Source organism: Xanthobacter sp. YC-JY1 (assembly GCF_021730305.1).
Taxonomy (GTDB): Bacteria; Pseudomonadota; Alphaproteobacteria; order Rhizobiales; family Xanthobacteraceae; genus Xanthobacter; species Xanthobacter flavus.
Window position 1 is genome coordinate 4,020,730 of sequence record NZ_CP032674.1, and the last position, 26,571, is coordinate 4,047,300.

The following is a 26,571-nucleotide window of genomic DNA, read 5'->3' on the forward strand; positions in this document are numbered from 1 at the left end:
GCCCACAAAGCCGGCGCGGGCAAAAGCCGGCGCCGGGAGGGCCCCCGTGGCCTCACTTTCCCTCGAAGCGGGGCGGCGTCTTCTGCACGAAGGCCTTCGCGCCGGCGGCGAAATCCTCGGTGCGGGCGCTGGCGATGAAGGCATCGCGCTCGGCATTGAGCTGTTCGGACAGGCTGTGGCCGAAGGAAGACCGCAGAAGGTGCTTGATGCGGCCATAGGCCAGCGTCGGCCCCTCGGCGAGGCGCTTCGCCAGCTTGTCCGTCTCGGCTGCGAGCTCGGCAGCAGGCACCACCTTGTTCACGAGCCCCAGCCGCAGCGCCTCGTCCGCTTCCACGGTATCGGAGAGAAGCGCGATCTCCATGGCCTTGCGCAGCCCCACCACGCGCGGCAGCGAGAAGGTGGAGGAGCCGTCCGGCGAGGTGCCGATGCGGGTGTAGGCGAGGGTCATCTTCATGTCATCGGCGGCGATGGCAAGGTCGGCAGCCAGCGCCACCGAGACGCCTGCCCCGGCCACCGCGCCGTGCAGGCTGGCGATCACCGGTGCCGGCATGGCGGCCAAAGCCAGAATGGCGTGGTGGAATGGATCAATGATGGCGCTCACCACCTTGGGCGCATCCGGCCCCGCAGCATGGAATCGGGCAACGTCGCCGCCGGCGAGGAACGCCCGCCCCTCGCCCGAAAGCACCACGGCGCGCACGGTCTCGTCCCGGCTCACCTTGTCCACGGCGGCCGCGAGGGCCAGCACCGAGGCCTCGTCCAGCGCATTCAACACGTGCGGACGGTTGAACCGGATGCGGGCGATCCCGTCCGCGATGTCGAGGCGGACAGGGCTGTTCTCGGGGGTCATGGGCGTTCCTCGGGTGCTTCTGTGGTCAGGCCGCGAGGGACGCGGGCCGGCGCGCCAAGCTGCCAAAGGTAACCGCGCGCAGCAAGCGGCCCCGGAAGCGCGGACCCCGCCACCTTTTAAGTCTACTAATTCAGTCGATTTTACAATGTCGTGTGTGGGTTATTTCCCTATTGCGCGTCAAAACGCGGTAATTTAGATTAAGACATAAGTTTTCTGGATAATTAGCGCTCTCCCGCTGTGAGTTGGGAATATGGGCGCACGGAGCACGCCATGACCTCGCCTTTGCAGCGCAAGCTGAAGATCGCCGGCCCCACCGTCGTCACCGCCAACCGGCTCGCCGATGGCGCGGTGGTGTGGCTGAGCCCCGCCGGCGGCTGGACCGACAGCATCGGCGCTGCGGCCGTGGGCTCCACCAGCGAGGACGTGCTGCGACTGCTCGACATCGCCCATGGCGACGAGAACACCGCCGTCGGCGCCTATCCGGCCCCGGTCCGCATCGGTGCGGACGGCACGCCGGAGCCCGCGAACCTGCGTGAGCGCATCCGTGTGAGCGGCCCCACTGTCGCGCTGCCGGCCGGCGCCTCCGCGGCCGCCTGAGGCCGGCGTCCCGTCGCGCCTGCCGCCCGCATCTGCCGATATCGAGCCCCGAGCCCCATCATGTATGTTTATGACGAGTTCGATCGCGCCTTTCTTCAGGAGCGCGTCGTTGAGTTCCGCGATCAGGTGGAACGCCGCCTCGCGGGCGAGCTGAACGAGGAGGAGTTCAAGCCGCTCCGTCTCATGAACGGCGTCTATCTGCAGCTCCATGCCTACATGCTCAGGGTGTGCATCCCCTACGGCACCCTCTCCGCGCGCCAGCTGCGCGCACTGGCGGCGGTGGCCCGCAAGTATGACCGGGGCTACGGCCATTTCACCACCCGGCAGAACATCCAGTTCAACTGGATCAAGCTCGCCGAGCTGCCGGACGCCATGGCGGATCTCGCCGAGGTGGTCATCCACGGCATCCAGACCTCTGGCAACTGCATCCGCAACACCACCACGGACCCCTGGGCCGGCGCCGCCGCCGACGAGGTGGAGGACCCGCGCCTCTATGCCGAGGTAATTCGCCAGTGGTCGACGCTGCACCCGGAATTCACCTACCTGCCGCGCAAGTTCAAGATCGCCATCACCGCCGCCAAGCACGACCGCGCCGCGATCCGCGTGCATGACGTGGGCCTGCGCCTGCACAAGCGCGACGGCAAGACCGGCTTCGAGGTGATGGTGGGCGGCGGGCTCGGCCGCTCGCCCTATATCGGCAAGACCATCCGCGACTTCCTGCCGGAGGAGGACCTGCTCTCCTATCTGGAAGCGATCCTGCGCACCTACAATCTCGGCGGCCGGCGCGACAACATCTACAAGGCGCGCATCAAGATCCAGGTGCACGAGATGGGCGCCGAGGCCTTCGCGCAGAAGGTCGAAGCCGAATGGGCCGAGATCCGCGACGGCGCGCTGAAGCTGGACAAGGCGGCGCTCGACGCCATCCGCGACCGCTTCCTCAATCCCGCGCTGGAAGATCTGGAAGACGCCCCGGCCTCGCTCGCCACGGCGCTGGCCGATCCCGACTTTGCCCGTTGGCACGCCAATTCCGTCGCCCCGCACAAGGCGAAGGGCCATGCCATCGTCACCCTGTCGCTGAAGCCCGTGGGCGCCCCGCCCGGCGACGCGACGGCGGACCAGATGGACGCCATCGCCGACCTCGCCGACGCATATGCCTATGGCGAGATCCGCGTTGCCCACGAGCAGAACCTCACCCTGCCCTATGTGCGCCAGAAGGATCTTCCGGCCCTGTGGGCGAAGCTGAAGGCCATCGGCGTCGCCACCCCCAATGTCGGGCTCATCTCCGACATCATCGCCTGCCCCGGCCTCGATTATTGCTCGCTGGCCAATGCGCGCTCCATTCCCGTCGCGCAGAAACTCACCGAGCGGTTTGCGGACGATGCCCGCATCGCCGACATCGGCCGGCTGCACCTCAACATTTCCGGCTGCATCAATGCCTGCGGCCACCACCATGTGGGCCACATCGGCATCCTCGGGGTGGAGAAGAAGGACGAGGAATTCTTCCAGATCACCCTCGGCGGCAAGGGCAATTCCAAGGCCCGCATCGGCGAGCTGATCGGCCCGGCCGTGTCCGAGGGCGAGGTGGTGGACGTGGTGGAGCGGCTGGTAGAGACCTATCTCGACCTGCGCACCTCGCCTGCCGAAACCTTCATCGCCGCGGTTCAGCGGCTCGGCACCGACCCCTTCAAGGAGCGCGCCTATGCCCCTCGTTAAGAACGGCGCGCCCGCCGAGGACATCTTCACCGCCGTCGCCGACGACGCGGCCCTGCCCGACGGGCCGGTGCTGGTCTCCGCCGAGCGCTTCCTGAAGGAGGCCGACACCCTCGTCGCGCGCAACGACGAGATCGGCGTCCTCTGGCCCAACGCCCGGGACGTGGCGGAGCTGAAGCCCTACCTCTCCCGCCTCTCCGTGGTGGCGCTGACCTTCCCCAAGTTCCGCGACGGCCGCGCCTACAGCCAGGCGCGCCTGCTGCGCGAGCGCTACGGCTTCAAGGGCGAGCTGCGGGCGGTGGGCAACGTGCTGCGCGACCAGGCGCTGATGATGGCGCGCGCCGGCTTTGATGCCTTCGCCTTCGAGAAGGCGGCGGATGCCGAGGCCTTCAACAAGGCCCTCGCCACCTATTCCCACTTCTACCAGCCGACCGGCGATGGGCGGGCCACGGCCCGCGACGTGCGGGTCGCGCATGCGGGCCCCGCGCCCGTGGAGGGATGACCTGAGATGAACGCTCTTGAGCGGGCCGCTCCCCGCCTCGATCTCGACGCACTGAACGCGCGGCTGGAAAACGCCTCGCCGCTGGACGTGATCGCCGCCGGCCTCGCTGCCTTTCCGGGCCGCATTGCCGCCGTGTCCTCCTTCGGTACCGAATCGGCCGTGCTGCTGCACATGATCGCGCAGGTGGATCCGGCGACGCCGATCCTCTTCCTCGATACCGGCCACCTGTTCGAGGAGACGCTGGCCTATCGCGACACGCTCGCCGGCCATCTCGGCCTCACCAACGTGCAGACCTTCTCGCCCGATCCTGCAGCTTTGGCCGCGCGCGATCCGGAGCGGGGCCTGTGGTCCGACAATGCGGACGCCTGCTGCGCCCTGCGCAAGGTGGAGCCGCTGGCCCGCGCGCTCGCGCCCTATGGCGCGTGGTTCAACGGCCGCAAGCGCTACCAGGCCTCCACCCGCACCGCCATCGCGCTGGTGGAGCAGGACGGGGAGCGGGTGAAGTTCAATCCCCTCGCCGCCATGGGCCGGGACGAACTCGTCGGCTACATGGACGCCCACGGTCTGCCTCGGCACCCGTTGGAAAAGCACGGCTTCGCCTCCATCGGCTGCATGCCCTGCACCTCCCGCGTCCAGCCCGGCGAGGACCCGCGCGCCGGCCGCTGGCGCGGCAAGGCCAAGACCGAATGCGGTATCCATTTCGGAGACGGGATTTAGATTTAATTCCATCGAATTTATGATATATGGGTTGACCGCGCGTCGTGCTGATGCAATCGTTCGTTTCATCGAACGACTATTCTGAATGACGAACGAATTCGCCGGAGGTCTTCCCATGTCGTCTCGCCGCACGTTCCTGCGCACGGGCATTGCCGCCGCCACGGCGCTCGCGCTTTCGGCCGGCGCTGTCGCCGCCGCCGACATCACGCTGCTGAACGTCTCCTACGACCCGACCCGCGAGCTTTATGTGGACGTCAACAAGGCGTTCGCGGCCGAGTGGGCGAAGGCGCACCCCGGCGACACGGTGAAGATCAACCAGTCCCATGGCGGCTCGGGCAAGCAGGCGCGTTCCGTCATCGACGGCCTCGAGGCCGACGTGGTGACGCTCGCCCTCGCCTATGACATCGATGCCATCGCCGAGAAGGGCTACCTCGCCAAGGACTGGCAGAAGCGCCTGCCCGACAATGCTTCGCCCTACACCTCCACCATCGTCTTCCTGGTCCGCAAGGGGAATCCCAAGGGCATCAAGGATTGGGACGATCTGGTGAAGCCTGGCATCAAGGTGGTCACCCCCAATCCGAAGACCTCCGGCGGCGCCCGCTGGAACTATCTCGGCGCCTGGGGCTACGCGCTGAAGAAGAATGGCGGCGACGAGGCCAAGGCCAAGGATTTCGTGAAGGCGCTCTACAAGAACGCCCCCGTGCTCGATACCGGCGCCCGCGGCGCCACCGTCACCTTCGTCGAGCGCAACATCGGCGACGTGCTCATCGCCTGGGAGAACGAGGCCTATCTCTCGGTGAACGAGCTCGGCCCCGACAAGTTCGACATCGTGACCCCCTCCGTCTCCATCCTCGCCGAGCCGCCGGTGGCCGTGGTGGACAAGGTGGTGGACAAGAAGGGCACGCGCGCCATCTCGGAAGCCTATCTGAAATTCCTCTACACCCCGGTCGGCCAGGAGATCGCGGCGAAGAACTATTACCGTCCGCGCGACGAGCAGGTGGCGGCCAAGTACAAGGACAAGTTCGCCAAGGTCGACCTCTTCACCATCGATCAGGTCTTCGGCGGCTGGCAGAAGGCGCAGAAGACCCACTTCGCCGACGGCGGCGTGTTCGACCAGATCACCGGCAACTGATCCTGCCGTCCATCCATCCTGCGGCCGCCGCCCTCGGGAGCCTTCCTGATGGCGGTGGCCGCGGCCTTTAGAGCGAGCGACGCAGAAGCGTCGCCGGACTATAAACCTTCCATGAGCGCCTCATCGTCCCGCCTCACATTCCGGCAGCCGAGCGTGATCCCCGGCTTTGGCCTCACGCTGGGCCTCACCTTGACGTGGCTGGGGCTCATCGTCCTGCTGCCGCTGTCGGCGCTGTTCATCAAGACGAGCGAACTGTCGCTGGAGCGCTTCATCGCCATCGTCACGGCGACGCGCACGCTCCATGCGCTGCAGGTGTCGTTCGGCCTCGCCTTCGGCGCCGCGCTCATCAACATGGTGTTCGGCGCCATCGTGGTGTGGGTGCTGGTGCGCTACGACTTCCCCGGCAAGAAGATCGTCGATGCGCTCATCGACATCCCCTTCGCGCTGCCCACGGCGGTGGCCGGCATCGCGCTGACCTCGCTCTATGCCGAGAACGGCTGGGTCGGCTCGCTGCTCGCGCCGCTGGGCATCCAGGTGTCGTTCACGCCTCTCGGCATCCTCGTCGCCCTCCTCTTCATCGGCCTGCCCTTCGTGGTGCGGACCGTGCAGCCGGTGCTGGCAGACCTCGATCAGGAGCTGGAAGACGCCGCCGCCAGCCTCGGCGCCACGCGCACGCAGGCCCTTGTGCGCGTCGTGCTGCCCTCGGTGTGGCCGGCGCTGCTCACCGGCTTCGCCCTCGCCTTCGCGCGGGCGGTGGGTGAATACGGCTCCGTCATCTTCATCGCCGGCAACCTGCCCGGCGTGTCCGAGATCGCCCCGCTGCTCATCGTCATCCGGCTGGAGGAGTTCCGCTATGCGGACGCCACCGCCATCGCGACGGTGATGCTGGTGGCCTCCTTCGTCCTGCTGCTCATCATCAACCGCCTCCAGCGCTGGGCGGAGCTGCGCGGGAGCAAGCACGGATGAACGCCCTCGACCAGACGCCCGGTCATCCCGTTGCCCACGGCGCCAGCGAGGGCCTGCCCTCGGCGCTGGAGCAGTCGCACACCCATGCGGCGCATCGCGGCCGCCCGGTGCGCACGGAGCCGCGGGGTGTGCGCATCATCCTGACAGTGATCGCCCTCGCCTTCGTCGGCCTGTTCATCGGCCTGCCGCTGGTGACGGTGTTCTACGAAGCCTTCAAGCGCGGCTGGCAGGCCTATGTGGCGGCGCTCGTCTCGCCGGATGCACTGGCCGCAATCCAGCTCACCCTCATCGTCGCGGTCATCTCAGTGGTGGCGAACCTGCTGTTCGGGCTGGTGGCGGCGTGGTCCATCGCCAAGTTCGAGTTTCCCGGCAAAAGCCTCCTCATCACCCTCATCGACCTGCCCTTCTCGGTCTCGCCGGTGGTGGCGGGCCTCATCTACGTGCTCCTGTTCGGCTCGCAGGGCCTGTTCGCCGCCTACCTGCAGGCGTGGGACATCAAGATCATCTTCGCACTGCCGGGCATCGTGCTCGCCACCATCTTCGTCACCTTCCCGTTCGTTGCGCGCGAATTGATCCCGCTGATGCAGGAGCAGGGCACGGCGGAGGAAGAGGCAGCCATCTCGCTCGGCGCCTCCGGCCTCTCCACCTTCTTTCGGGTGACGCTGCCCAACGTGAAATGGGCGCTGCTCTACGGCGTGCTGCTCTGCAACGCGCGCGCCATGGGCGAGTTCGGCGCGGTCTCGGTGGTGTCCGGCCATGTGCGCGGCCTCACCAACACCATGCCGCTGCACATCGAGATCCTCTATAACGAATACCAGTTCGTCGCCTCCTTCGCGGTGGCGTCCCTGCTGGCGCTGCTGGCGCTCGTCACGCTGATCGCCAAGACCATTCTCGAACACCGCCTCGCCGAGGAAGACAGATGACCATCGACGTCGTCGGCGTCACCAAGCGCTTCAAGACCTTCGCCGCGCTCGACAATGTGAGCCTCACCATCCGCACCGGCGAGCTGGTTGCCCTGCTCGGCCCCTCGGGCTCGGGCAAAACCACGCTCCTGCGCATCATCGCCGGCCTCGAATGGCCCGATTCTGGCGAAGTCCGGTTCGATGGGGAGGATGCGCTCTCCCGCTCCGTGCGCGAGCGCAACGTGGGCTTCGTGTTCCAGCACTACGCTTTGTTCCGGCACATGAACGTGTTCGAGAACGTGGCCTTCGGCCTGCGCGTGCGCCGGGGCGCGGACAAGCTGCCCGAGGCCGCCATCCGCGCAAAGGTCAACGAGCTGCTGCACCTCGTGCAGATCGACTGGCTGGCCGAGCGCTATCCCGCCCAGCTTTCCGGCGGCCAGCGCCAGCGCGTGGCGCTCGCCCGCGCGCTCGCCATCTCCCCCAAGGTGCTGCTGCTGGACGAGCCCTTTGGCGCGCTCGACGCCAAGGTGCGCAAGGAGCTGCGCCGCTGGCTCCGCCACCTGCACGAGGAACTGCCCGTCACCTCCGTGCTCGTCACCCACGATCAGGAAGAGGCGCTGGAGCTGGCTGACCGCGTGGTGGTGATGGGCCACGGCAAGATCGAGCAGGTGGGCTCCCCCGGCGAGGTCTATGACAATCCCGCCACCGCCTTCGTCCATGATTTCATCGGCGAGACCATTGCGCTCCCCGGCGAGGTGAAGGGCGGCGCGCTCTATCTCGGCGGCCGGCCGCTGGGGCTCGATCCGCAGGGCGTCGCCGACGGGCCCGCCCGCATCCTGGCGCGGCCGCATGACGTGGACCTCGCCGATCCCTCGTCGACCGCCATCTCCGGCAAGGTGCTCTCCGTGCGCACCTTCGGCCCGACGCGGCGTGCCGACGTTGAACTGGCCGGAAGTTCCGGCCCGGTGGTGGTGGAAGCCGCCGTGCCCCACGGCCAGGATCTCGCCCCGGGCACCCAAGTCGGCCTCAAGCCGCGCCGCTACAAGGTGTTCGCCGCCTGAGGAGGCGGCAATGGCACGTTTTCGCCATCAGGGCGTGCTGACCTACCGTGCATGGGGCGCGCCATCGCGCCTCGCTGACCGGAGTTTGCCGCCGTGCCGCCGTTCGTTGTCGTTGCCCTGGGTGCCATGGGCGCCGTGGCGCTCGCCAAGCTGATCTCGTCCGAGACGCGCCGGGTCAACGAGGCCCTGGACCGCCGCCGAAAGGCGGAGGCCGGCGACCTGAAGACGGTGCGGCTGGAGCGCGATCCCGCCACCGGCGAATATCGCCCGCGCGGCTGACGCACCCCGCCATCATCCCATCCTGATCTGATCTCAGTCCCGGGAGGGCGCGCAGGCCGCGGCCGGCGGGCATGTGCCCGTGGCCAGGCCGACGGCGCCGGTGTTCCGGTTGTCGCGCGCTGCCCGCCGCGCGGCACGGCTCTTCGCGTGCTCGCGCTGGATGGCGTAGAGGCCAGCCCCCACCACCAGCAGCATGCCGATGCTGGTCCAGGCATCCGGCAGATCGCCGAACACGAGATAGCCGGAGATGAGCGCCCCGAACACGAGGAGGTAGCGCATCGGCGAGAGGGACGAGATGGGCGCGTTGCGGAAGGCGAAGACCAGCAGCAGCGTGCCACCGCCGAACGACACCGCCGACGCCACCAGATAGGCCAGCACCGTCGTGGACGGCACCTGCCAGCTCTCGAACGGCGCAAGCAGCGCGGCGGCGAGGCAGAAGGCCAGCGTTCCCGTGAGGCCCACCACCGACCCGGGAATCTCCGGCCCGATGCTGCGGGTGGAGATGTCGCGCGCCGCGCCAGTGAAGGCAGCGATGAGCGGCAGCAGGGCGATGAGGCTGAAGGTGGCGGGATCCGGCCGCGTTACGATCACCGCCCCGCAGAAGCCGACGATGATGGCCGACCAGCTGCGCCAGCCCACCTTCTCGCCCAGCAGGGGCACGGCGAGGGCCGTCGTGATGAGCGGCGTCGCCATGTAGATGGTGGTGGTGGAGGCGATGGGCATCACCGCCAGCGCGGCGATATAGAGGAAGGTGGTGAAGGTATCGAGCGACGAGCGCACGATCACGCTGCGCCGGAACATGTAGCGCAGCGCGAGGAGATCACCCGAGGCCACGATCAGCCCGAGGAATAGGAAGCTCACCATCGCGGTGCGCAGGCCGAGGCCCTCGCTGAGGGGCACCTCGCGCAGCGCCAGCTTCATGAAGGTGTCGTTGGTGATGAACAGGGCCATGGAGCAGACCATGGCGATGAGGCCCTTAACCGCCGAGACCGGCAGGTGGGCGGCAGGGCGCTGCGCGGCGGCCTGGATGCTCATGCCCTCGCTCCCGCGCCAGACAGGCGAAGGGAACGAACGATGGCGCCGGCGCAATCCCGGTGCAGTCTCACGTCAAACCTCGTAGATGGCGGGCGGCGGGGCGCGCCCCAAAACCGGCTTCAGGCCGTTGATTTATCTTCTCGACCAGATGTAGCTGATTTCGGGTAAAGACGCCCTGCGCTTTGCGCCGGCTCTCGCGCGTAAGCCCCTCGCCTGCGGCATGGCCCGGCCACGTCTTCGCCTCATTCTCGGCAGCCCCAGCCGCCCCGCTTCAGCCGCCGGTGGTGCTCATGTGCCGCCCGACCGCCGGCTGGCGGGTCTTGCGGTCGATCACGAAGTCATGGCCCTTGGGCTTGCGGAAGATGGCGTCGTCGATGGCCCGGTGCAGCAGGGCATCATCGGCAGAGGCACGCAGCGGCGCGCGCAGGTCGGCGGCGTCCTCCTGGCCGAGGCACATGTAAAGTGTGCCGGTGCAGGTGACGCGCACCCGGTTGCAGCCCTCGCAGAAATTGTGCGTCAGCGGCGTGATGAAGCCGAGCCGCCCGCCGGTCTCCTTCACCTCCACATAGCGGGCAGGGCCGCCGGTGCGGTAGGCGATGTCGGTGAGGGTGAAGCGCTCGGCCAGCTGCTCGCGCACGGTGGAAAGCGGCAGATACTGGTCCACCCGCTCCTCGCCCACCTCGCCGAGGGGCATCACCTCGATCAAGGAGAGGTCGTGGCCTTCGCCATGAGCCCACTCCATCATGGAGGCGATCTCGTGCTCGTTCACGTCCTTGAGCGCGACGGCGTTGATCTTGACCCGGATGCCGGCTGCCTGTGCCGCCTTCACGCCTTCCAGCACGCGGGCGAGATCGCCCCAGCGGGTGATGGCGCGGAACTTGGCCGGGTCCAGCGTGTCGATGGAGACGTTGATGCGCTTCACCCCGCAGGCAGCGAGGTCGGCCGCGTGGCGGGCGAGCTGCGAGCCGTTGGTGGTGACGGTCAGTTCGTCCAGCCGGCCGCTTTCAATGTGGCGGGAAAGGCTGCGGAACAGGGTCATCACGTCCCGCCGCACCAAAGGCTCGCCGCCGGTGAGGCGCAGCTTGCGCACGCCGCGCAGCACGAAGGCGCTGCACAGACGGTCCAGCTCCTCGAGCGACAGGAGATCCTGCTTGGGCAGGAAAGTCATGTGCTCGGACATGCAATAGACGCAGCGGAAGTCGCAGCGATCGGTGACGGAGACGCGCAGATAGGTGACGGCGCGGCCGAACGTGTCCACGAGGGGTCCGGCCTGCTGCGCGGCGGCGACACCCGGACGGTCGATCAGATCCCTGAGAAGATCACTCACCACGCCACTCCCGAACCAGCCTTGCGTCTCCCGCGCCTTCCCCGTCCGCCGACTTGTGCCGGTCTTGATGCAGCCCAGCGCCCCGGATGCGGCAGACGGCGGGCTTCGACGCTCGCCCTATATATCGTATGCAAGAGCGAGATGGATAGGGTCGCCGCCCGAACACGATGCCGTGTGAAATCAAAAGGCTCGGCCTTTCGCCCGATCGAAAAAGGACATCACGAAATGGCTCCCGCGTCTGCCCCCGCCGCCGCCCCCTGGCCCACCGAGCTGCGCGTCGTCGACGACCGCCACACGCTCTCCGTCACCTTCGAGGACGGGGCGAAATTCACCCTGCCCGCCGAGTATCTGAGGGTGGAAAGCCCCTCCGCCGAGGTCCAGGGCCACCAGCCGGAAGAGAAGATCACGGTGCCCGGCAAGCGGCAGGTGCGCATCGCGCAGGTGGAGCCGGTGGGCAACTACGCCGTCCGCCTCATCTTCGACGACGGCCACGGCACCGGCCTCTACACCTGGGACCTGCTCTACAGCTACGGCGTGAACCAGGAGGAGAAGTTCGGCGCCTATCTCAAGGCGCTGGAGGCGCAGGGGCTCGCGCGCGGGTGAAAGCCGCCTGCACGATGGCGTGAGCGCGTAACCCGCGAGCGCCTCAGGACGAAGGAGGACCGGGAGCGCCCGGTGGAAGCCTCATGCGGGCGGCATCCCGCAGGAGCCCCGCGCCATGGCAGAAACCCCGTCCACCTCCTCGCCACCCCCGCACGAACCGCGCCGAACGCCTCGCGCGAAATGGGCTGCCTTCGCCACAGGCGCGGCCATTCTGGTGGCCCTCCCGGGCGGCCCCGGCGCCGCCGAGCCGCGCCAGAAGCTCACGGTGGTGGAGCTGTTCACCAGCCAAGGCTGCTCCTCCTGCCCGCCAGCGGATGCAAATCTCATCGCCCTCACCCACCGGCCGGACGTGCTGGCGCTGAGCTTCAGCGTGACCTACTGGGACCGGCTCGGCTGGCGCGATACCTTCGGCAAGCCGGAATTCACCGCCCGCCAGTACACCTATGAACCCATGCTCGGCGAGCGCGGGCCGTTCACGCCGCAGATGGTGGTGAATGGCCGCCTCAGCCGCGTCGGCTACAGCCTGCCGGACATCGAGCGGGCGATCTCCTCCGCGGGTCCCGTCGTCGGTCCCGAGGTCACCATCGGCGCGCATGACGTGGCGGTGGGGCCCGGGACCGCCCCCGCCGCGGCCGCGGACGTCTGGCTCGCGGAATACGAACCCGGCGTCATTGAGGTACCCGTCCGACGCGGCGAGAATGCCGGCCGCACCCTGCCCCATGCCCGCGTGGTGCGACGTCTGGAGCGGCTCGGCGCCTGGACCGGCACGCGCGCCCGTTACCTCAGGCCGGATGCGGCGCCGGGCTTGCGCACCGCCATCCTGGTGCAGGCGCCTTCCGGCGGCCCCATCCTCGCAGCCGCCACCGAATGAAAACGGGCGGCTCAAGGCCGCCCGTCGCATTCGTCAGACCTAAAAGCTGCGTCTCACTTCACCCGTTCGAGGATGGAGACGTAGTTCGCCACGGCCGCGCCGCCCATGTTGAAGACGCCGGCCACCTTGGCGCCGTCGATCTGCATGTCGCCGGCCTCGCCCATGAGCTGCATGGCGGAGAGGACGTGCATGGAGACGCCGGTAGCGCCGATGGGGTGGCCCTTGGACTTCAGGCCGCCCGAGGCGTTCACCGGCAGCTTGCCGGTCTTCTCGGTGATGCCCTCGCGCACCACCTTGTAGCCTTCGCCGGGCTTGGCGAGGCCCATAGCCTCATACTCGATCAGCTCGGCCACGGTGAAGCAGTCGTGGGTCTCGACCAGGCTGAGATCGTCCAGCGTGAGGCCGGCCTTCTCCAGCGCCTTGACCCAGGCGCGGCGGGCGCCCTCGAAGGCGATGGGATCGCGGCGCGACAGGGGCAGGATGTCGTTCACATGGGCGCGGGCGCGGAAGGCGACGGCGCGGCCGAGCGTCTCCGCCACGTCGGCAGAGGCGATTACCAGCGCCGCGGCGCCGTCGGACACCAGCGAGCAGTCGGTGCGGCGCAGGGGGCCGGCGACGTAGGGGTTCTTCTCCGAGATGGTGTTGCAGAACTCGAAGCCGAAATCCTTGCGCATCTGCGCATAGGGATTGGAAACGCCGTTCTTGTGGTTCTTGGCGGCGATGCGGGCGAGCTCTTCCGAGCGGTCGCCGTAGCGCTGGAAATAGGTCTGCGCGATGCGGCCGAACACGCCGGCAAAGCCGCCCTCGATGTCCGCCTCTTCCTTGCGATAGGAGGCATTGAGCAGGATGTCGCCGACCTCGGCGGTGGGCTTCGCCGTCATCTTCTCGGCGCCGATCACGAGGGCAATGCGGCCCTGCCCGCTCTCGATATAATTAAGCGCGGAATGGATGGCGGCCGAGCCGGTAGCGCAGGCGTTCTCCAGGCGCACGGCCGGCACATGGGCCAGCTCCGGCACGGAGAGGGCCGGCATGGCGCCCTGGAAATCCTGCTTCTGGAAGCCGGCGTTGAACACGCCCACATGGATCGAATCCACGTCCTGCGGGGAAAGGCCCGCATGCTCGATGGCGGCGCCGGCCACCCGGCCCATCAGGGCCTCGGTGTCCGCGTCCTCGAGCTTGCCGAAGGGCGAGTGCGCCCAGCCTACGATGGCGGCCTTGCTGTCCATGTTCGTCTCCCGCGGCGTGACACCGCTTTGGTTTTGATGGCGTTCAGATAGGGATGCGCGGCGCCTTATGCCACCGCCGCGCTGGGTTCACGACAGGCCGGCGATAAAGCCGTCCGGCATGACGAAGATGTCCTGGGCGGCCGGCGCGGAGGGCAGGCCCGGCATGGTCATGATGTCGCCGGCGAGCGCCACCACGAAGCCGGCACCGGCGGAAAGGCGCACCTCGCGAATGGGCAGCGTGTGGCCGGTGGGCGCGTTGCGCGCGGTGGGATCGGCGGAGAAGGAATACTGCGTCTTCGCCATGCACACCGGCAGGTCGCCGAAACCCGCCAGCTCGTATTCCTTGAGCTTCGCTGTCGCGGCGGAGGAAAAATCGACCCGCTCCGCCCGGTAGATCTCGCGGGCGATGGTCTCGATCTTCTCCCGGAGCGGCAGTTCTGAGGGATAGAGATATTCGAACTTCGGCCGGCGGGCGAGCAGGTCGAGGACGGCGTGGGCGAGGTCCAGCGCCCCCTCCCCGCCCCGGGCCCAGTGCCCGCACGGGAAGACATCGACGCCCTCGGCCGCCAGCGCCGCGTGCACAGCTTCCAGTTCCTCCGGCGTATCGCCGGTGAAATGGTTCAGCGCCACCACGACCGGCAGGCCGAACTTCTTCAGGTTCTCCACGTGCCGCTTGAGGTTGCCGCAGCCGAGCGTCACCGCCGCCGCATCCGGCGTGCCGAGTTCCTTGAGCGGGACGCCGCCATGCATCTTCAGCGCGCGCACCGTCGCCACCACCACCGCCGCCGAGGGCACGAGCCCGGCCTGCCGGCACTTGATGTCGAGGAACTTCTCCGCGCCGAGATCGGCGCCGAAGCCGGCTTCCGTCACCACCACATCGGCGAGGCCGAGGGCGGTGCGCGTCGCCATCACCGAATTGCAGCCGTGGGCGATGTTGGCGAACGGGCCGCCATGGACGAGGGCCGGGGTGCCCTCCAGCGTCTGCACCAGGTTCGGCTGGAACGCATCCTTGAGCAGCGCCACCATGGCGCCGACGCCGCCCAGTTCCTCGGCGCGCACCATGCGGCGGCCGCGGGTCTGGCCGATCACCATGCGCGACAGGCGCGCCTCGAGATCGGAGAGGCTGTCGGCGAGGCACAGGATGGCCATCACCTCGCTCGCCACGGTGATGTCGAAGCCGTCCTCGCGCGGATAGCCGTTGGCGGGGCCGCCGAGACCGACCGTGATCTGGCGCATCGCCCGGTCGTTAAGGTCCATCACCCGCCGCCAGCTGATGCGCCGGGCGTCGAGATCGAGGGCATTGCCCCAATGGATGTGGTTGTCGATCAGCGCCGAAAGCAAATTGTGCGCGGCGGTGATGGCGTGCAGATCGCCGGTGAAATGCAGGTTGATGTCCTGCATGGGGATGATCTGCGCCCGCCCGCCGCCGGTGGCGCCGCCCTTGGCGCCGAACACCGGGCCGAGGGAGGGCTCACGCAGGCACACGGCCGTCGAGGTGCCGAGCTGCGAGAGCGCGTCACCGAGACCGATCGTGGTGGTGGTCTTCCCCTCCCCCGCCGGGGTGGGATTGATGGCCGTGACGAGGACCAGCTGGCCGCGCGGCCGCGATTCGGCCTCGGCCACGAAATCGAGGCTGATCTTCCCCTTGTGGGGGCCGTAGCGATAGAGCGCGTCCGCCGGAATGCCGAGGTCCGCCGCCACGTCCTCTATGGGGCGCGGCCTAACGCTCGCGGCGATGGCCGCATCGGATGTGGGATCGAGCGGTCGAGCGCTTCTGTCATGCATGGATTGGTTCCCGAACGGGCGCCGACCCTAGCGGCTCGGCCCGCGGCTGAAAAGCGCGGGCCGAGGCAAAATTGCCTTGCTTTTGCGCTCCGGGAGGCCACGCAGCGCCATTTTGGGGAGCTTCAGGCGGCCTCAGCCGCCTTTCTGCTGCTCCTCGGCCTTGCGGACCGGAGCCGGCTGGTCGACCGAATCGAGCCCCTTGTTGATCTTCTGCACAATCTTGGCGAGATCATCCGGCTCGGGCTTCAGGTCGCGGGCGTGGTTCCACTGGAAGCCCGCCTCAAGCTTGCGCCCCACCTTCCAGTAGGCGTCGCCCAGGTGGTCGTTGATGACCGGGTCCTGCGGCATAAGCTCGATGGCGCGCTCCAGCTGCACCACGGCGTCGTCATAGCGGCCGAGGCGGTAATAGGCCCAGCCGAGGCTGTCGACGATGGGACCGTCATCAGGCCGCAGCTTGGCCGCCTTGCGGATCATGTCGAGGCCCTGATCCAGGTTGGTGCCCTGGTCCACCCACGAATAGCCGAGATAGTTCAGCACGTGGGGCTGGTCCGGATTGAGCTCCAGCGCCTTCTTCAGGTCGGCCTCGGCGGCCGGCCAGTTCTTCGAGCGCTCGTTGCACACGCCGCGGAAGTAGAACAGGGCCCAGTTGCCGCGCGCGGGCTGGGGAATGAGGGCGATGGCCTTGGAATAGGTGCCCGCGCACTCGGAGAACATCTTGCGCGTCTGCTGGATCTTGCCGAGCGCGATGATGGCCTCGATGTCCTTGGGGTCGGCCGCGATCATCTTCTCCAGCTGGGCGCGGGCTTCCTTGTAGTGGTCCGTCGCGTCCAGGTTGACCGCCAGCTGCACCTGGGCGTTGCGCTTCAGGGGCGAGGAATCGGGCACGGTCTCGTAGACCTCGATGGCCTTCGCCGGCTGCTTCAGCTGCTCGTAGAGGTCGGCCAGCGTCAGGCTGGCGAAGGGGTGCTCGGGATAGAGCCAGATGGCGAGCTGGAGATAGACGAGGGCGAGATCCTCGCCCCCCTGCCGCCCGAGCGTCGCGCCCAGGCCATAGAGCACCTCGGAGGAGCCCTCCTGCGCGGTCTTCACCAGTGGCGGCAGCTGCTTTCCGGCCTTCAGTTCCTTGATGGCCGCGAGCACGATGGGGTGGTTCGGCAGTTGCTTGTCGAACGCGGCATAGGCGGCGAGCGCCGCCTCGGTATTGTCGTTGCGCGAGGCCCAGCGGGCATAGGCATCGATGGCGCGCAGGGAGCCGGGATCGGCCTTCATGGCCGCCTCCAGCCGGCGCCCGGCCTCCTTCTTCTGCCCGGCCGCGTCGAGGATGAGGCCGGCGTGCAGCTCCTTCATGGGCGCGTACCAGTCGGGCCCGTCCAAGCGGTCGATCAGCTCCACCGCGCCCTTGGTGTTCCCGGAGCCGAAGAAGGTCCAGGCAGCGAGCAAAGTGGCGGTGAGATCGCCGATGGGACCGCGCACCGAAAGCGCGAGGTTGGTGCGGGCGGTCTGGTAGTGGCCCTTCTTGATGGAGCGCACGGCGAGCGCGAGACGGGCGACGCGATGGGTGCGGTCGATCTTCACCAGACGGTCGGCGAGCTTCATCGCGTCGTCGATCTGGCCGTCCATGAGCATCGCGAAGAAGGTCCGCTCCAGGATCTCCTCGTTGCGCGCATCGAGCTTCATCAGGTTGCGCAGATAGACGACGGCGGCGTCCTGGTCGCGCTCGGTGCTGGCCAGCCGGGCGGCGAGGTAGTTGCCCGCGAGCGAGGTATCGAAATCAGGCACAGCCTCGGCCCGGGCGAGACCCGGCGACAGAGTGAGCACCGCAGCAAGGCCGGCCGCCAGGGCCGCGGAGAAGGTGGAGCGTCGTGTCGTCACCGATGATCTGTCCTGAAAGCCGGGCCCTGCGGGCGTTGTCGCGCGAAATCCAAGCGGGGCGAGATGGCGTGAGGATGGCGGCTTTCCTGTGGCACCGCAAGTTACGTGGGAGTCATGAATCACCGGTGTTCCCAAGGGCCGGTTGCGGCGGCGTGTGCGGCGCGGCATAAGCCGCCCCATGGAAACCTTGCGGACGCGCGCTCCGGCGAAGATCAACCTGACCTTGCGCATCATCGGACGGCGCACGGATGGGTTTCACGATCTCGCGAGTCTCGTGGTCTTTTCCGGCGCTGCGGATCTCCTCTCGCTCACGCCCGATGCCGCGCTCTCGCTGACCGTGAAAGGGCGTACCGCGGCGGCAGCAGGGCCGGATGCGGACAATCTGGTGCTGCGTGCCGCGCGCGCCTTTTCCGCCGAAGTGCCGGGGGCGCAGCTCGGCGCGTTCCTTCTGGAGAAGCGGTTGCCGGTGGCGGCGGGGCTCGGCGGCGGCTCGTCCGATGCCGCAGCGGCACTGCGCCTGCTGGGCCGCCTCAACGGCCTTGCCCCCGATGACCCGCGCCTGTTCGCCGCAGCTCGCGCCACGGGGTCCGACGTGCCGGTGTGCCTCGATCCGCGCGCGCGGTTGATGGAAGGGGTCGGCGACATGCTCTCCCCGCCGCTTGCTTTGCCGCCGCTCGCCGGGGTGCTGGTGAATTGCGGGGTGGCGGTGCCGACCGCCGCCGTGTTCCGCCAGCTTGGCCTTTTGCCAGGCGCGGCGTTCAACGGGCCGTCCCTTCCCGCCGTCCTGCCCGCTGGCCGTGCGGAGCTGGTGGCCGCCATCGCCGCCGTGCCCAACGATCTGGAGCCGCCGGCCGTGGCCGTGGCGCCGAAGATCGCCGAGGTCATCGACCGCCTTGCGGCCCAGCCGGAGGCGCGGCTGGTGCGCATGTCCGGCTCGGGCGCCACGGTGTTTGCCTTGACGGACGATTGCCGGGCCGCCGCGGCGCTGGCACGGCGGGTGCTTGCCGCGGAGCCGGACTGGTGGGTGAAGCCCACCATTCTGCGGTGACCGTTCGGAGAGGGTGAAAACCATGGCGCTGCCGTTGTCGACGCTCATCGCCTTCGGGGTCGCCGCCTTCTGCGAGATCGCCGGGTGCTTCGCCTTCTGGCAGGTGGTGCGCCACGGGGTGACGCCGCTGTGGCTGCTGGCGGGGCTCTTGAGCCTCGCAGCCTTTGCCTGGGCCCTGACCTTTGTGGACTCGGAGGCTGCGGGGCGGGCGTTCGCCGCTTATGGCGGCATCTACATCATCGCCTCGCTGGCGTGGCTGTGGAGCGTCGAGGGCGTGCGGCCGGACCGCTGGGACGCGGCCGGCGCGCTGCTCTGCCTCGCCGGAGCGGCGGTGATCGTGCTCGGCCCGCGCGGGTGAAGGGGCGCGATACGGGCGCGGGTCAAAGCCCGCGCGGCGCTTGAGCCAGGCAACGCATCACGCCGGAGGCGGCGCCTCCGGCGCTGCCGGCCGGCTCTTCTCCCGCGCCAGCAGGCGCTGATAGACCCAGCCCATGGCCACCAGCACCAGCCCGAGGCCGATGAAGGACACGGCGCGCAGCACACCTTCCAAATCCGCCATGTCGGAGAGGAAAACCTTCAGCACGGTGGCCACCATCACCGCCGCCGAGGCGAGGCGCAGGCTGCGCGAGCCGCGCCACAGGCCGAGGGCCAGCAGCACCATGCCGAACACCAGCCACGCCGCCGACCACGCATACCATTCGGCGGAGGAGATGGCCTCGCCCGAGAGCACCGGCCCCTGGAACAGGCGGCTCACCTCCAGCGTGACATAAGCGAGGGCCAGCACCCCGGCGATCGCCCGCGCCGCCGTCCGCACCTTGGGGCGGGTCTCAGGCTGGCCGGCCGCGAAGGCCACGGCGAGGCCGGCGGGCAGGGCATAGGCGATGAGGAGATCGTTGAAGATCGGCCCGCCGACCGCCTCGCCCGTCGCGAACGGATTGGTCTCGATGAGGCCGTTGAGGGCGCAGACGGTCGCCGCTGCCGCCACGATGTCCGAGAACAGCCGGTAGAAGCCGCGTCCGGTGACGTTGGCGAGGCGCGAGAGGCCCACCGCATAGGCGCCATAGACCACCGCCAGCAGGCCGGTTTCGAACAGCCGGGTGCCGACCGCATAGATGTCACCGCCATGGGCGAGGTGGCGCACTTCGGTCGCCGCCAGCAGCATGGCGAAGATGAGGGCGAGGCACTCATGCACCCGCCGCGCCCAGTCGTCTTTGCTCTTGGCGAGGAAGTAGGCCGCACCGGCAAAGGCGAGCGCCGGCACGCCATAGCCCCACAGCAGCCAGTTGAAGATGGGCGTCGCGCCCGGATCGGTGGCGATGGTGGGCAGCCAGATGATGCGCGAGAGCACGACGACGCCGAGGGCCGCCGAAAACTGCCGCAGCCCCGGCAGCGGGCGGACGGTGGAGACCCAGGCGACGCCGCAGGCGGCGAGCGCGAGGCTCACCGTGAGCCAGCCCTTCTCCAGCGCGAAGGTAAGCGCCAGCGACAGGCTCACCACGCCCGCGGCGGCGAACACGGTGGCCGCATGGGTGCGCGCGCCCTTCAGAAGCCGTTCGGCGCCGAGGGTGAAGAGGAAGGCGAGCGCCAGCGCCAGCGCCGCAAAGGGCAGGCTGCGCTCCAGCTCCGTGAGCCGCGCATAGGCGGCGATCAGCATCAGCACCGGGCCGACCGTACCCGTCACCGCCCAGCCGAGCACCGTGCGGCTGCGTCCCCCCCGTCCGGCCCCCAGCGCCCCGGCGGACAGCATCAGCGCACCCATGGCGAAGGCGAATACCATGAAATGGCCGATGGAGAGACGCTCCGGCTCGGCCACCGCACCGGCCATGGGGCCGGCGGGCGCAAGGGTGGAGCCGGCATCGGGCGGGAACACCCATTGGGTGAGGATGGCCGGGGCCAACAGCGCCACCGCGAAGGTCGCGAAGGTCATCGGCCGCACCCGCCACGCCAGCGCGAGCACGCCGACCGCACCGACGACGAACACCGCCAGCGGCCCGGCGGCGACATTCCCGTCCACCGCTGCGGCGGCGGTGACGGCAAGCGCGCCAACGGCACCGAGGATGGAGACCGGCTCCGGCCGCTCGCCCGCCTCCGGCCCCCACAGGAAGCCCGGCGCCAGAAGCGCAGCGGTGAGTGCCAGCAGCACGAGACCGAGTGCGCCGGAGGCGGTCACCGCCTGCGGCACCTCGAAGGCGATGAGGGTGAGGCCCCAGGCCACCATGCCGGCAATGGCGAGGAGCGCGAGCCCCCTCCAGCGCCGGATGCGTGCCACGCCCAGCGCGCTCGCCCCGACCACGGCAATGAGCAGCGCCACGCCCCAGGCGTTGGGCGAACTGGTGGTGACGAGGAAGGGCGTCAGTGCCGCACCGACGAAACCGAGCGCGCCCAGCGCCGGCCCGTGCAGCAGGGCCGCCAGCAGGGTGGCGACACCGGTGGCGGCGAGCAGCAGGAAGGCGGCCTGCGGCGGAATGAGGTGGTAGAGCTCATAGGCCGCGAAGATGCTGCCGAAGGCGGTCATGGTGCCGGCGGCGGTGAGGATGCTCGGCACGTCCGGCACCAGCCCGCGCAGGTTGGTGATGGGCGCGGCGGGGTCCTTGCCCTCACGACGGCGCAGCCATTCGCCCGCACCGAGCAGCACCAGCGCCAGCAGCAGGCCGAGGCTGACCCGCAAGCCCGGCCCGATCAGATCCTGCTCCACCGCGAAACGCACCAGGAACACGCCACCCAGCGCCAAAGCGAGGCCGCCGACCCACACCGCCCAGCGCGCGCCGACCTTTTCCTCGAAGCCGGCCAGCCGCTCCTTGAGCTTGGCAGCATCAATGGCAGGGGGAGGCGGAACGACCTTCTGCGTCGATTCTGGTTGCAGGCGCGCATGCGGGACAGCGGGCGATGCGCCACCCTCGTCGGCGGGAGCAACTGGCGCCGGAGGCTCGGGCGGCCGGGCGAGCCGCGCCAGCGGGCTTTCCTTCGGCTGCGGCATCTCGGCCGGCGGCAGGGGGGTCCATGCCGGCGAGGCGGCGGCCGGCGCAAGCCCCGCATGGGCCTCGAGTGCCGCGACCCGCGCCTCCAGCAGGCGGATGCGCCCCCGGCTGCGCAGCGCCATGATGAAGCCCACGAGGGCCATCACCGGAAAGGCGAGGACCACCAGAACAAGAAGCGCCCACTCATCCATCGCGACCAGCCCGGTTGTGCCCCGCGCAACCGTAACGTCAGCGCCGCCGCGTGGCTAGACACCTCCGGCTAAGTGCTCACAAGGAAAAGAAAAATTGCAGCCGAAACGGCGGCGGTAGGATGGCGCCTCCATCCCTCACGCGGCGAGGAAGGAAAGCCGCGGGTCCGTGCGGCCCGGCGCGATCTCGATGATCTCCGCCGCCACCACGCCCTCGGCAACGAACGGATCTTCCGCGACCCGCGCCTCCACCTCGGCCCGGGAGGCGGCGGTGGCGAGGATGGCGCCGCCGGCCTTGGGCTCGATGCCGCCGGCGAGCAGGAAGCTTCCCTCGTCAAAACCCTTCCGGAGCCAGGCATTGTGCCCGTCCATCAGGCGCGGGGCGGCGGCACGGTTGGCGGCGAAGCGTAGCAGGACGACGAACATGGTTTCCCCTTGTCTGTTCAGGCGTGGGCGGCGGGACGGCGATGGGCGGCGACGAAGCCGCGCATCTCAGTAACCTCGGCGTCGATGAAGGCCTCGTCGCCGATGGAACTGGCGAGGGTCGCCACACCCTGGCTGCGGGCGAGGAGGTGCATGGCGAGGCGGGCGGCCTCGTCCTCGCTGTGCCCGAGGGCACGGAACTGGCGGGCGAGCCAGTCGCGGAACAGGGTGAAGAGCCGGGCGGCGTCGGCGCCCGCGGCATGGTCGAGCTTCGCCAGTTCGTTGCAGAGCGTGCCCACCGGACAGCCGAAGCGCATGATCTTGGCGCGATTGGCTATGAGGATGTCGATGAAGCTCAGGATGCGCCCTTCGGAATCCGCGCCCTCCGCCTCCCATCGCTCCAGCATCTGCCGGGTGCGCTCCAGCCGCAGCGCGATCACGGCCGCGAGGATCTCGTCCTTGCTCTTGAAATGATAATAGAAATTGCCCCGCGACAGCTTCACCGCCGCGGCAATGTCGGCGAAGGAGGTGGAGGCGAAGCCGTTCTCATAGAACAGCCGGTCCGCCGCCTCGACGATGGCGGCGCGCGTGTCGCTCGCAGGCATGGAAGATCGCCTAGGTCAAGTGTCCTAATCCAAGATTTAGGACGATTGACCTAGGCGCGTCAAGGGCGCCGTCCTATGCCTCGCGGAAGCGGTTGGTGATGGGATAGCGGCGGTCGCGGCCGAAGCTGCGGCCCGTCACCTTGACCCCGGGCGCGGCCTGCCGGCGCTTGTATTCGGCGCCGGCCAGCAGCCGCGCCACCCGGGCGACCGTTGCGGCGTCGAAGCCTTCGGCGATGATCTCGTCCAGCGCGCTTTCCCCCTCCACCAGCCGGGCGAGAATGGTGTCGAGCAGCGGATAGGGCGGCAGCGCGTCCTCGTCCTTCTGGTCGGCGCGCAGTTCCGCGCTCGGTGGCTTGGCGATGAGGGCCTCGGGAATGACGATGCCGTCCGGCCCCAGCGCCTCCGCCGGCTTCCAGCGGTTGCGCAGGCGGGCGAGGCGCAGCACCTCGGTCTTGTACAGATCCTTGATGGGGTTGAAGCCGCCGTTCATGTCGCCATAGAGCGTGGCATAGCCGGTGGACATCTCGGACTTGTTGCCGGTGGTCACCACCATGGCGCCGAACTTGTTGGAGACGGACATGAGCAACGTGCCGCGCACGCGCGCCTGCAGGTTCTCCTCCGTCACGTCGCGCTCGGTGCCCGCGAACAGCGGCGCCAGCACTGCTTCCAGCCCCTCCACGGCGGGGGCGATGGGCACGACCTCGTAGCTGACGCCCAGCGCCCCGGCCACGGCGTCGGCATCCTTGAGGCTGTCTTCCGACGTGAAGCGATAGGGCAGCATCAGGCAGCGCACCCGCTCCCGCCCCAGCGCATCCACCGCCATGGCCGCGCACAGAGCGGAATCGATGCCGCCGGAGAGGCCCAGCACCACGCCGGGGAAGCCATTCTTGTTCACATAGTCCCTGAGGCCGACGACGCAGGCGGCATAGTCGGCCTCGTCACCCTCCATGGCCTCCACGAGATTGCCGCCGAGGCAGCGCCAGGTGTCCTCGAAGCGCTGCCAGCGCGAGAGGCGCACGCGCTCGACGAAGCCGGGGAACTGCAAGGCGGGGAAGCGGTCGGCGTTGAGGACGAAGGAGGCGCCGTCGAACACCAGTTCGTCCTGCCCGCCCACCTGGTTCACATAGAGCAGCGGCAGGTGGCTCTCCACCACGCGGGCGACAGCGATGTTCTCGCGCTCCGCATGGACCGAGCGGCGATAGGGCGAGCCGTTGGGAACGATGAGGATTTCCGCGCCCGTCTCGGCGAGGCATTCCACCACGTCCGGCCCCCAGATGTCCTCGCAGATGGGCACGCCGAGCCGCACGCCCTTGAACGGGATCGGCCCCGGCAGCGGACCGGCGGCGAACACGCGCTTCTCGTCGAACACGCCGTAATTGGGCAGGTCCACCTTGTGCCGCACGGCGGAGATCTTCCCCTCCTCCAGCAGCAGCACGGAGTTGAAGAGCCGCCCCTCCTCCACCCACGGGGCGCCGATGAGCACCGCCGGGCCGGTGGCGGTCTCCGCCGCCAGCGCCTCCACTGCCTCCTGGCAGGCCGCGAGGAAGGCCGGCTTCAGCACCAGATCCTCGGCCGGATAACCGGCGATGAAGAGCTCGGGAAAGACCACGAGGTCCGCACCCGCCTCACCGGCGGTCTGCCGGGTGCGTCGGGCGATGGCGAGATTGCCGAAAACATCGCCGACCGTGGGGTTGAGCTGGGCGATGGCGATGAGAAGGGTGTCGGCGGGCTCGGTCATTCCTCGGATGTAACCCCGCCCCGCACAAGGCGAAAGGGCAAGAAACGGGCATGCGCCCGTTCTGCCTGATCAATCGGCAACCAGCCTCTCGCTCAGACGACGGCTACAGCCCCAGGCGGCTCCACATGGCGCGTTCCTCAACCGCTGCAGCCGCGCCCAGCGCGGCTTCGCGGGCGAGCCCGCCGGCAAAGCCCGTGGGACGCCTCGGCAGGAAGCCCGTGGATCCCTGCACCAGCTTCAGCGTCACGTCGGTCCCGTAGCGGGCCTTCAGAATGCCGCGCACGTCGCCGAGGCCATCCACGAGGCCTAGGCCCACGGCCTGCGTGCCCAGCCAGAACTCGCCGGAGAACAGCGCCTCGTCATCCCCCACCAGCGCATCGCCGCGGCGCGACTTCACGAGGTCGGCGAACACCGTGTGCAGTTCCTTCAGCAGCTGGTCGAGCCGCTCCACGTCCTCGGGCTGGGTGGGGCGGAAGGGGTCCAGCGTCACCTTGCGCTCGCCGGCCGTATAGACGCGCCGCTCGATGCCCAGCTTCTCGATGGCCCGGTCGAAGCCGAAGCCCGCCGTGACCACGCCGATGGAGCCGACGATGGAGCAGGGATCGGCGAATATCTCGTCCGCCGCGCAGGCGATCATGTAGCCGCCGGACGCCGCCGCATCCTCCACAAAGGCGAAGACATGCTTCTCCTTCTCCTCCGCCAGCGCGCGGATGCGCCGGAAGATGAGATGGGACTGCACCGGCGACCCGCCCGGCGAATTGATGAGCAGCGCCACGGCGGGCGCGTCCTTCATGCCGAAGGCCTTCTCCAGCGCCTGCGCCGTGCTGGCGAGCGACATGCTGCGCGAGAAGGGCGAGGTCATGCCGATGGGGCCGGAAAGCCGCACCACCGGCACCACGGGCGCATCCGAGCGCCATTTTCTGGGAAGGAGACCGCGAGCGCGGCGCGACAGGGAGGAAAGAAATTCGACCATGCCCAAGATGTAGGGCGTCCCCATGGCGCCCTCAAGGCGCCTTTCCACGCAAAGGCCGCGCCCTCAAGGCGCCTTTCTCCGCAACGACCGCGCCCCGACGCGTCAGCGCAAAGCGCCGGCGTGGCGCAGGACCGCCTCGGCCTCGGGCGTCGGTGCGCCGTCCGCGCCTGCGAGCACAAGGCCGGGCAGGAGGACGGGCGGCGTGCGCCGCCCCTTCACCGCCCGCACCAGCAGCCGCACCGCCGGCCTATCCGGGCGCGGATGGACGGGAAGGATCTCGACGGCGCCGAACCCCTTCGCCAGCGCGGCGAGAATGTCGGCCAGTGCCTCCGGCCGGTGGATGAGGCAGAGCACGCCCTTCGCGCCGAGGCAGCGGTCGGCTGCGCGCACCCATTGGGCGAGGAGGTCGGCATCCGCCATGTGCGCGCGGGCGCGGGCCTCATCGGGAGATATGCGGTGGCGGGCGTCGGCGTTGAATGGCGGATTGGAGAGCACCAGGTCGGCGGCGCCCTTCCCGGGCACATCCGGCCCCGCAGGCCGCCCGAGGGTGGCCACGTCCGCCTTCACCACCTGCGCCCGCGTCTCGAAACCGTTGAGTGCGACATTGCTGGCCGCCAGCGCGGCGAGGGTGGGATCAATCTCCACCAGCGTGGCGCGCGCGTCCGGGACGCGGGCGAGGAAGGCGAGGCCGGCGCTGCCCACCCCCGCCCCGAGATCCACCGCCGCGCGCCGATCCGCCGGCGCGAAGGCGGCGAGCAGCAGGGCATCGTGACCCACACGGTGGCCGGACATCATCTGCCGCAGCGTCAACTTCCCGCCGAGCACGCTGTCGGTGGAAATGGCGGTGACCTCAGTCGGCATCGCGCAGGGCCGCACCGAATCCCGCCTCCGTCAGCAGGCGGCGGGCGCGCGACACATCCTCGTCCACAACCAGCAGGCGGCGCGGAAAAACCCCGATGGAGCCTTCCAGAACGCTCATATGGGCATCCGCGACCATGTGACCAATATCGGCCGATGTCAGCAGCGCCTCGATGGCGCCGAGCAGCACAAGATCGTTGGTCCGCACCATCTCCTGCATCGTACAGACCTCCGATTGCGGCGACCGGCGCACCCGGTGCAACCAAAGGCGATCTGCCAAAGCTTGCACGGAACCCGTCCGCATCCCTATGGTGCGCCCCAAAGATTG

General features: G+C 68.9%; 26 protein-coding genes. 13 read left to right on the forward strand and 13 right to left on the reverse strand.

Annotation, left to right across the window (positions count from 1 at the left end):
* Nucleotides 1-52: 52 nt before the first annotated feature.
* A complete protein-coding gene (locus D7006_RS18825; protein ID WP_169124079.1) occupies nt 53-847 on the reverse strand; it encodes an enoyl-CoA hydratase/isomerase family protein in 795 nt (264 codons plus the stop codon).
* A 270-nt stretch (nt 848-1,117) separates the two neighbouring features.
* Here D7006_RS18825 and D7006_RS18830 point away from each other — a divergent pair, with 270 nt between their 5' ends.
* From D7006_RS18830 to D7006_RS18870, 9 genes are all read left to right on the forward strand, one after another.
* Nucleotides 1,118-1,444 (forward strand): DUF2849 domain-containing protein, encoded by a 327-nt coding sequence (locus tag D7006_RS18830; RefSeq protein WP_237354124.1) that lies wholly within the window; start codon nt 1,118-1,120, stop codon nt 1,442-1,444.
* Between the two features lie 60 nt (nt 1,445-1,504).
* Entirely contained in the window at nt 1,505-3,157 is a 1,653-nt protein-coding gene (locus D7006_RS18835; protein ID WP_237354125.1) for a nitrite/sulfite reductase, read from the forward strand.
* Nucleotides 3,144-3,656, forward strand: a complete 513-nt coding sequence (locus tag D7006_RS18840; RefSeq protein WP_237354126.1) for a DUF934 domain-containing protein — start codon at nt 3,144-3,146, stop codon at nt 3,654-3,656. Before D7006_RS18835 ends, D7006_RS18840 begins: the two co-directional genes overlap by 14 nt.
* Nucleotides 3,657-3,662: 6 nt before the next feature.
* Nucleotides 3,663-4,373 (forward strand): phosphoadenylyl-sulfate reductase, encoded by a 711-nt coding sequence (locus D7006_RS18845; protein WP_169124083.1) that lies wholly within the window; start codon nt 3,663-3,665, stop codon nt 4,371-4,373.
* 115 nt (nt 4,374-4,488) lie between these two features.
* Nucleotides 4,489-5,505 carry a sulfate ABC transporter substrate-binding protein gene (locus tag D7006_RS18850; protein WP_237354127.1) on the forward strand — a complete coding sequence of 339 codons (1,017 nt, stop codon included), beginning with the start codon at nt 4,489-4,491 and terminating at the stop codon, nt 5,503-5,505.
* Between the two features lie 111 nt (nt 5,506-5,616).
* Nucleotides 5,617-6,471: a sulfate ABC transporter permease subunit CysT gene (gene cysT / locus D7006_RS18855; RefSeq protein ID WP_237354128.1), complete on the forward strand. Its 855-nt coding sequence runs from the start codon at nt 5,617-5,619 to the stop codon at nt 6,469-6,471.
* Complete coding sequence (gene cysW, locus D7006_RS18860) at nt 6,468-7,394, forward strand: sulfate ABC transporter permease subunit CysW (protein WP_237354129.1); 927 nt, start codon at nt 6,468-6,470, stop codon at nt 7,392-7,394. Before cysT ends, cysW begins: the two co-directional genes overlap by 4 nt.
* The gene (locus D7006_RS18865) at nt 7,391-8,434 is read left to right on the forward strand and encodes a sulfate/molybdate ABC transporter ATP-binding protein (RefSeq protein WP_229645702.1); all 1,044 of its coding nucleotides are present in this window, start codon (nt 7,391-7,393) and stop codon (nt 8,432-8,434) included. The genes cysW and D7006_RS18865 overlap by 4 nt, the downstream gene beginning before the upstream one ends.
* 93 nt (nt 8,435-8,527) lie before the next feature.
* The gene (locus tag D7006_RS18870; RefSeq protein WP_169124088.1) at nt 8,528-8,713 is read left to right on the forward strand and encodes a hypothetical protein; all 186 of its coding nucleotides are present in this window, start codon (nt 8,528-8,530) and stop codon (nt 8,711-8,713) included.
* Between the two features lie 33 nt (nt 8,714-8,746).
* Here the strand turns inward: D7006_RS18870 and D7006_RS18875 are convergent, their stop codons facing one another.
* Together D7006_RS18875 and moaA are read right to left on the reverse strand one after the other, a co-directional pair.
* On the reverse strand, nt 8,747-9,748 hold the full coding sequence (locus tag D7006_RS18875) for a DMT family transporter (protein WP_237354130.1): 1,002 nt from the start codon (nt 9,746-9,748) through the stop codon (nt 8,747-8,749).
* 271 nt (nt 9,749-10,019) lie between these two features.
* A complete protein-coding gene (moaA, locus tag D7006_RS18880; protein ID WP_169124137.1) occupies nt 10,020-11,054 on the reverse strand; it encodes a GTP 3',8-cyclase MoaA in 1,035 nt (344 codons plus the stop codon).
* Nucleotides 11,055-11,300: 246 nt separating this feature from the next.
* On the opposite strand from moaA, the gene D7006_RS18885 reads away from it, so the two are divergent.
* Complete coding sequence (locus D7006_RS18885) at nt 11,301-11,678, forward strand: gamma-butyrobetaine hydroxylase-like domain-containing protein (protein WP_237354131.1); 378 nt, start codon at nt 11,301-11,303, stop codon at nt 11,676-11,678.
* 115 nt (nt 11,679-11,793) lie between these two features.
* Entirely contained in the window at nt 11,794-12,549 is a 756-nt protein-coding gene (locus tag D7006_RS18890; protein WP_237354132.1) for a thioredoxin family protein, read from the forward strand.
* Between the two features lie 53 nt (nt 12,550-12,602).
* Here the strand turns inward: D7006_RS18890 and D7006_RS18895 are convergent, their stop codons facing one another.
* The 3 genes from D7006_RS18895 to D7006_RS18905 all read right to left on the reverse strand — a co-directional run bounded on the left by D7006_RS18895 (nt 12,603) and on the right by D7006_RS18905 (nt 17,432).
* Nucleotides 12,603-13,775 (reverse strand): acetyl-CoA acetyltransferase, encoded by a 1,173-nt coding sequence (locus D7006_RS18895; protein WP_229645696.1) that lies wholly within the window; start codon nt 13,773-13,775, stop codon nt 12,603-12,605.
* An 87-nt stretch (nt 13,776-13,862) separates the two neighbouring features.
* A complete protein-coding gene (locus D7006_RS18900; RefSeq protein WP_237354133.1) occupies nt 13,863-15,560 on the reverse strand; it encodes a formate--tetrahydrofolate ligase in 1,698 nt (565 codons plus the stop codon).
* A gap of 132 nt (nt 15,561-15,692) precedes the next feature.
* Nucleotides 15,693-17,432, reverse strand: a complete 1,740-nt coding sequence (locus tag D7006_RS18905) for a tetratricopeptide repeat protein (protein WP_237354134.1) — start codon at nt 17,430-17,432, stop codon at nt 15,693-15,695.
* Nucleotides 17,433-17,610: 178 nt separating this feature from the next.
* Here D7006_RS18905 and D7006_RS18910 point away from each other — a divergent pair, with 178 nt between their 5' ends.
* Nucleotides 17,611-18,480: a 4-(cytidine 5'-diphospho)-2-C-methyl-D-erythritol kinase gene (locus D7006_RS18910; RefSeq protein ID WP_237354135.1), complete on the forward strand. Its 870-nt coding sequence runs from the start codon at nt 17,611-17,613 to the stop codon at nt 18,478-18,480.
* 34 nt (nt 18,481-18,514) lie between these two features.
* Nucleotides 18,515-18,838, forward strand: coding sequence for a YnfA family protein (locus D7006_RS18915; RefSeq protein WP_237356951.1), 324 nt, complete (start codon nt 18,515-18,517; stop codon nt 18,836-18,838).
* A gap of 57 nt (nt 18,839-18,895) precedes the next feature.
* Here the strand turns inward: D7006_RS18915 and D7006_RS18920 are convergent, their stop codons facing one another.
* The 7 genes from D7006_RS18920 to D7006_RS18950 all read right to left on the reverse strand — a co-directional run bounded on the left by D7006_RS18920 (nt 18,896) and on the right by D7006_RS18950 (nt 26,463).
* Complete coding sequence (locus D7006_RS18920) at nt 18,896-21,649, reverse strand: DUF2339 domain-containing protein (protein ID WP_237354136.1); 2,754 nt, start codon at nt 21,647-21,649, stop codon at nt 18,896-18,898.
* Nucleotides 21,650-21,784: 135 nt separating this feature from the next.
* A complete protein-coding gene (locus tag D7006_RS18925) occupies nt 21,785-22,072 on the reverse strand; it encodes a YciI family protein (RefSeq protein ID WP_169124097.1) in 288 nt (95 codons plus the stop codon).
* Between the two features lie 17 nt (nt 22,073-22,089).
* The gene (locus D7006_RS18930; protein WP_237354137.1) at nt 22,090-22,674 is read right to left on the reverse strand and encodes a TetR/AcrR family transcriptional regulator; all 585 of its coding nucleotides are present in this window, start codon (nt 22,672-22,674) and stop codon (nt 22,090-22,092) included.
* Nucleotides 22,675-22,747: 73 nt separating this feature from the next.
* A complete protein-coding gene (locus D7006_RS18935) occupies nt 22,748-24,412 on the reverse strand; it encodes an NAD+ synthase (protein ID WP_237354138.1) in 1,665 nt (554 codons plus the stop codon).
* 103 nt (nt 24,413-24,515) lie between these two features.
* Entirely contained in the window at nt 24,516-25,409 is an 894-nt protein-coding gene (locus tag D7006_RS18940; RefSeq protein ID WP_237354139.1) for a S49 family peptidase, read from the reverse strand.
* Between the two features lie 78 nt (nt 25,410-25,487).
* Nucleotides 25,488-26,246 carry a tRNA1(Val) (adenine(37)-N6)-methyltransferase gene (locus D7006_RS18945; protein WP_237354140.1) on the reverse strand — a complete coding sequence of 253 codons (759 nt, stop codon included), beginning with the start codon at nt 26,244-26,246 and terminating at the stop codon, nt 25,488-25,490.
* Nucleotides 26,236-26,463 carry a DUF2007 domain-containing protein gene (locus D7006_RS18950; RefSeq protein WP_169124101.1) on the reverse strand — a complete coding sequence of 76 codons (228 nt, stop codon included), beginning with the start codon at nt 26,461-26,463 and terminating at the stop codon, nt 26,236-26,238. Before D7006_RS18950 ends, D7006_RS18945 begins: the two co-directional genes overlap by 11 nt.
* Nucleotides 26,464-26,571: the final 108 nt, after the last annotated feature.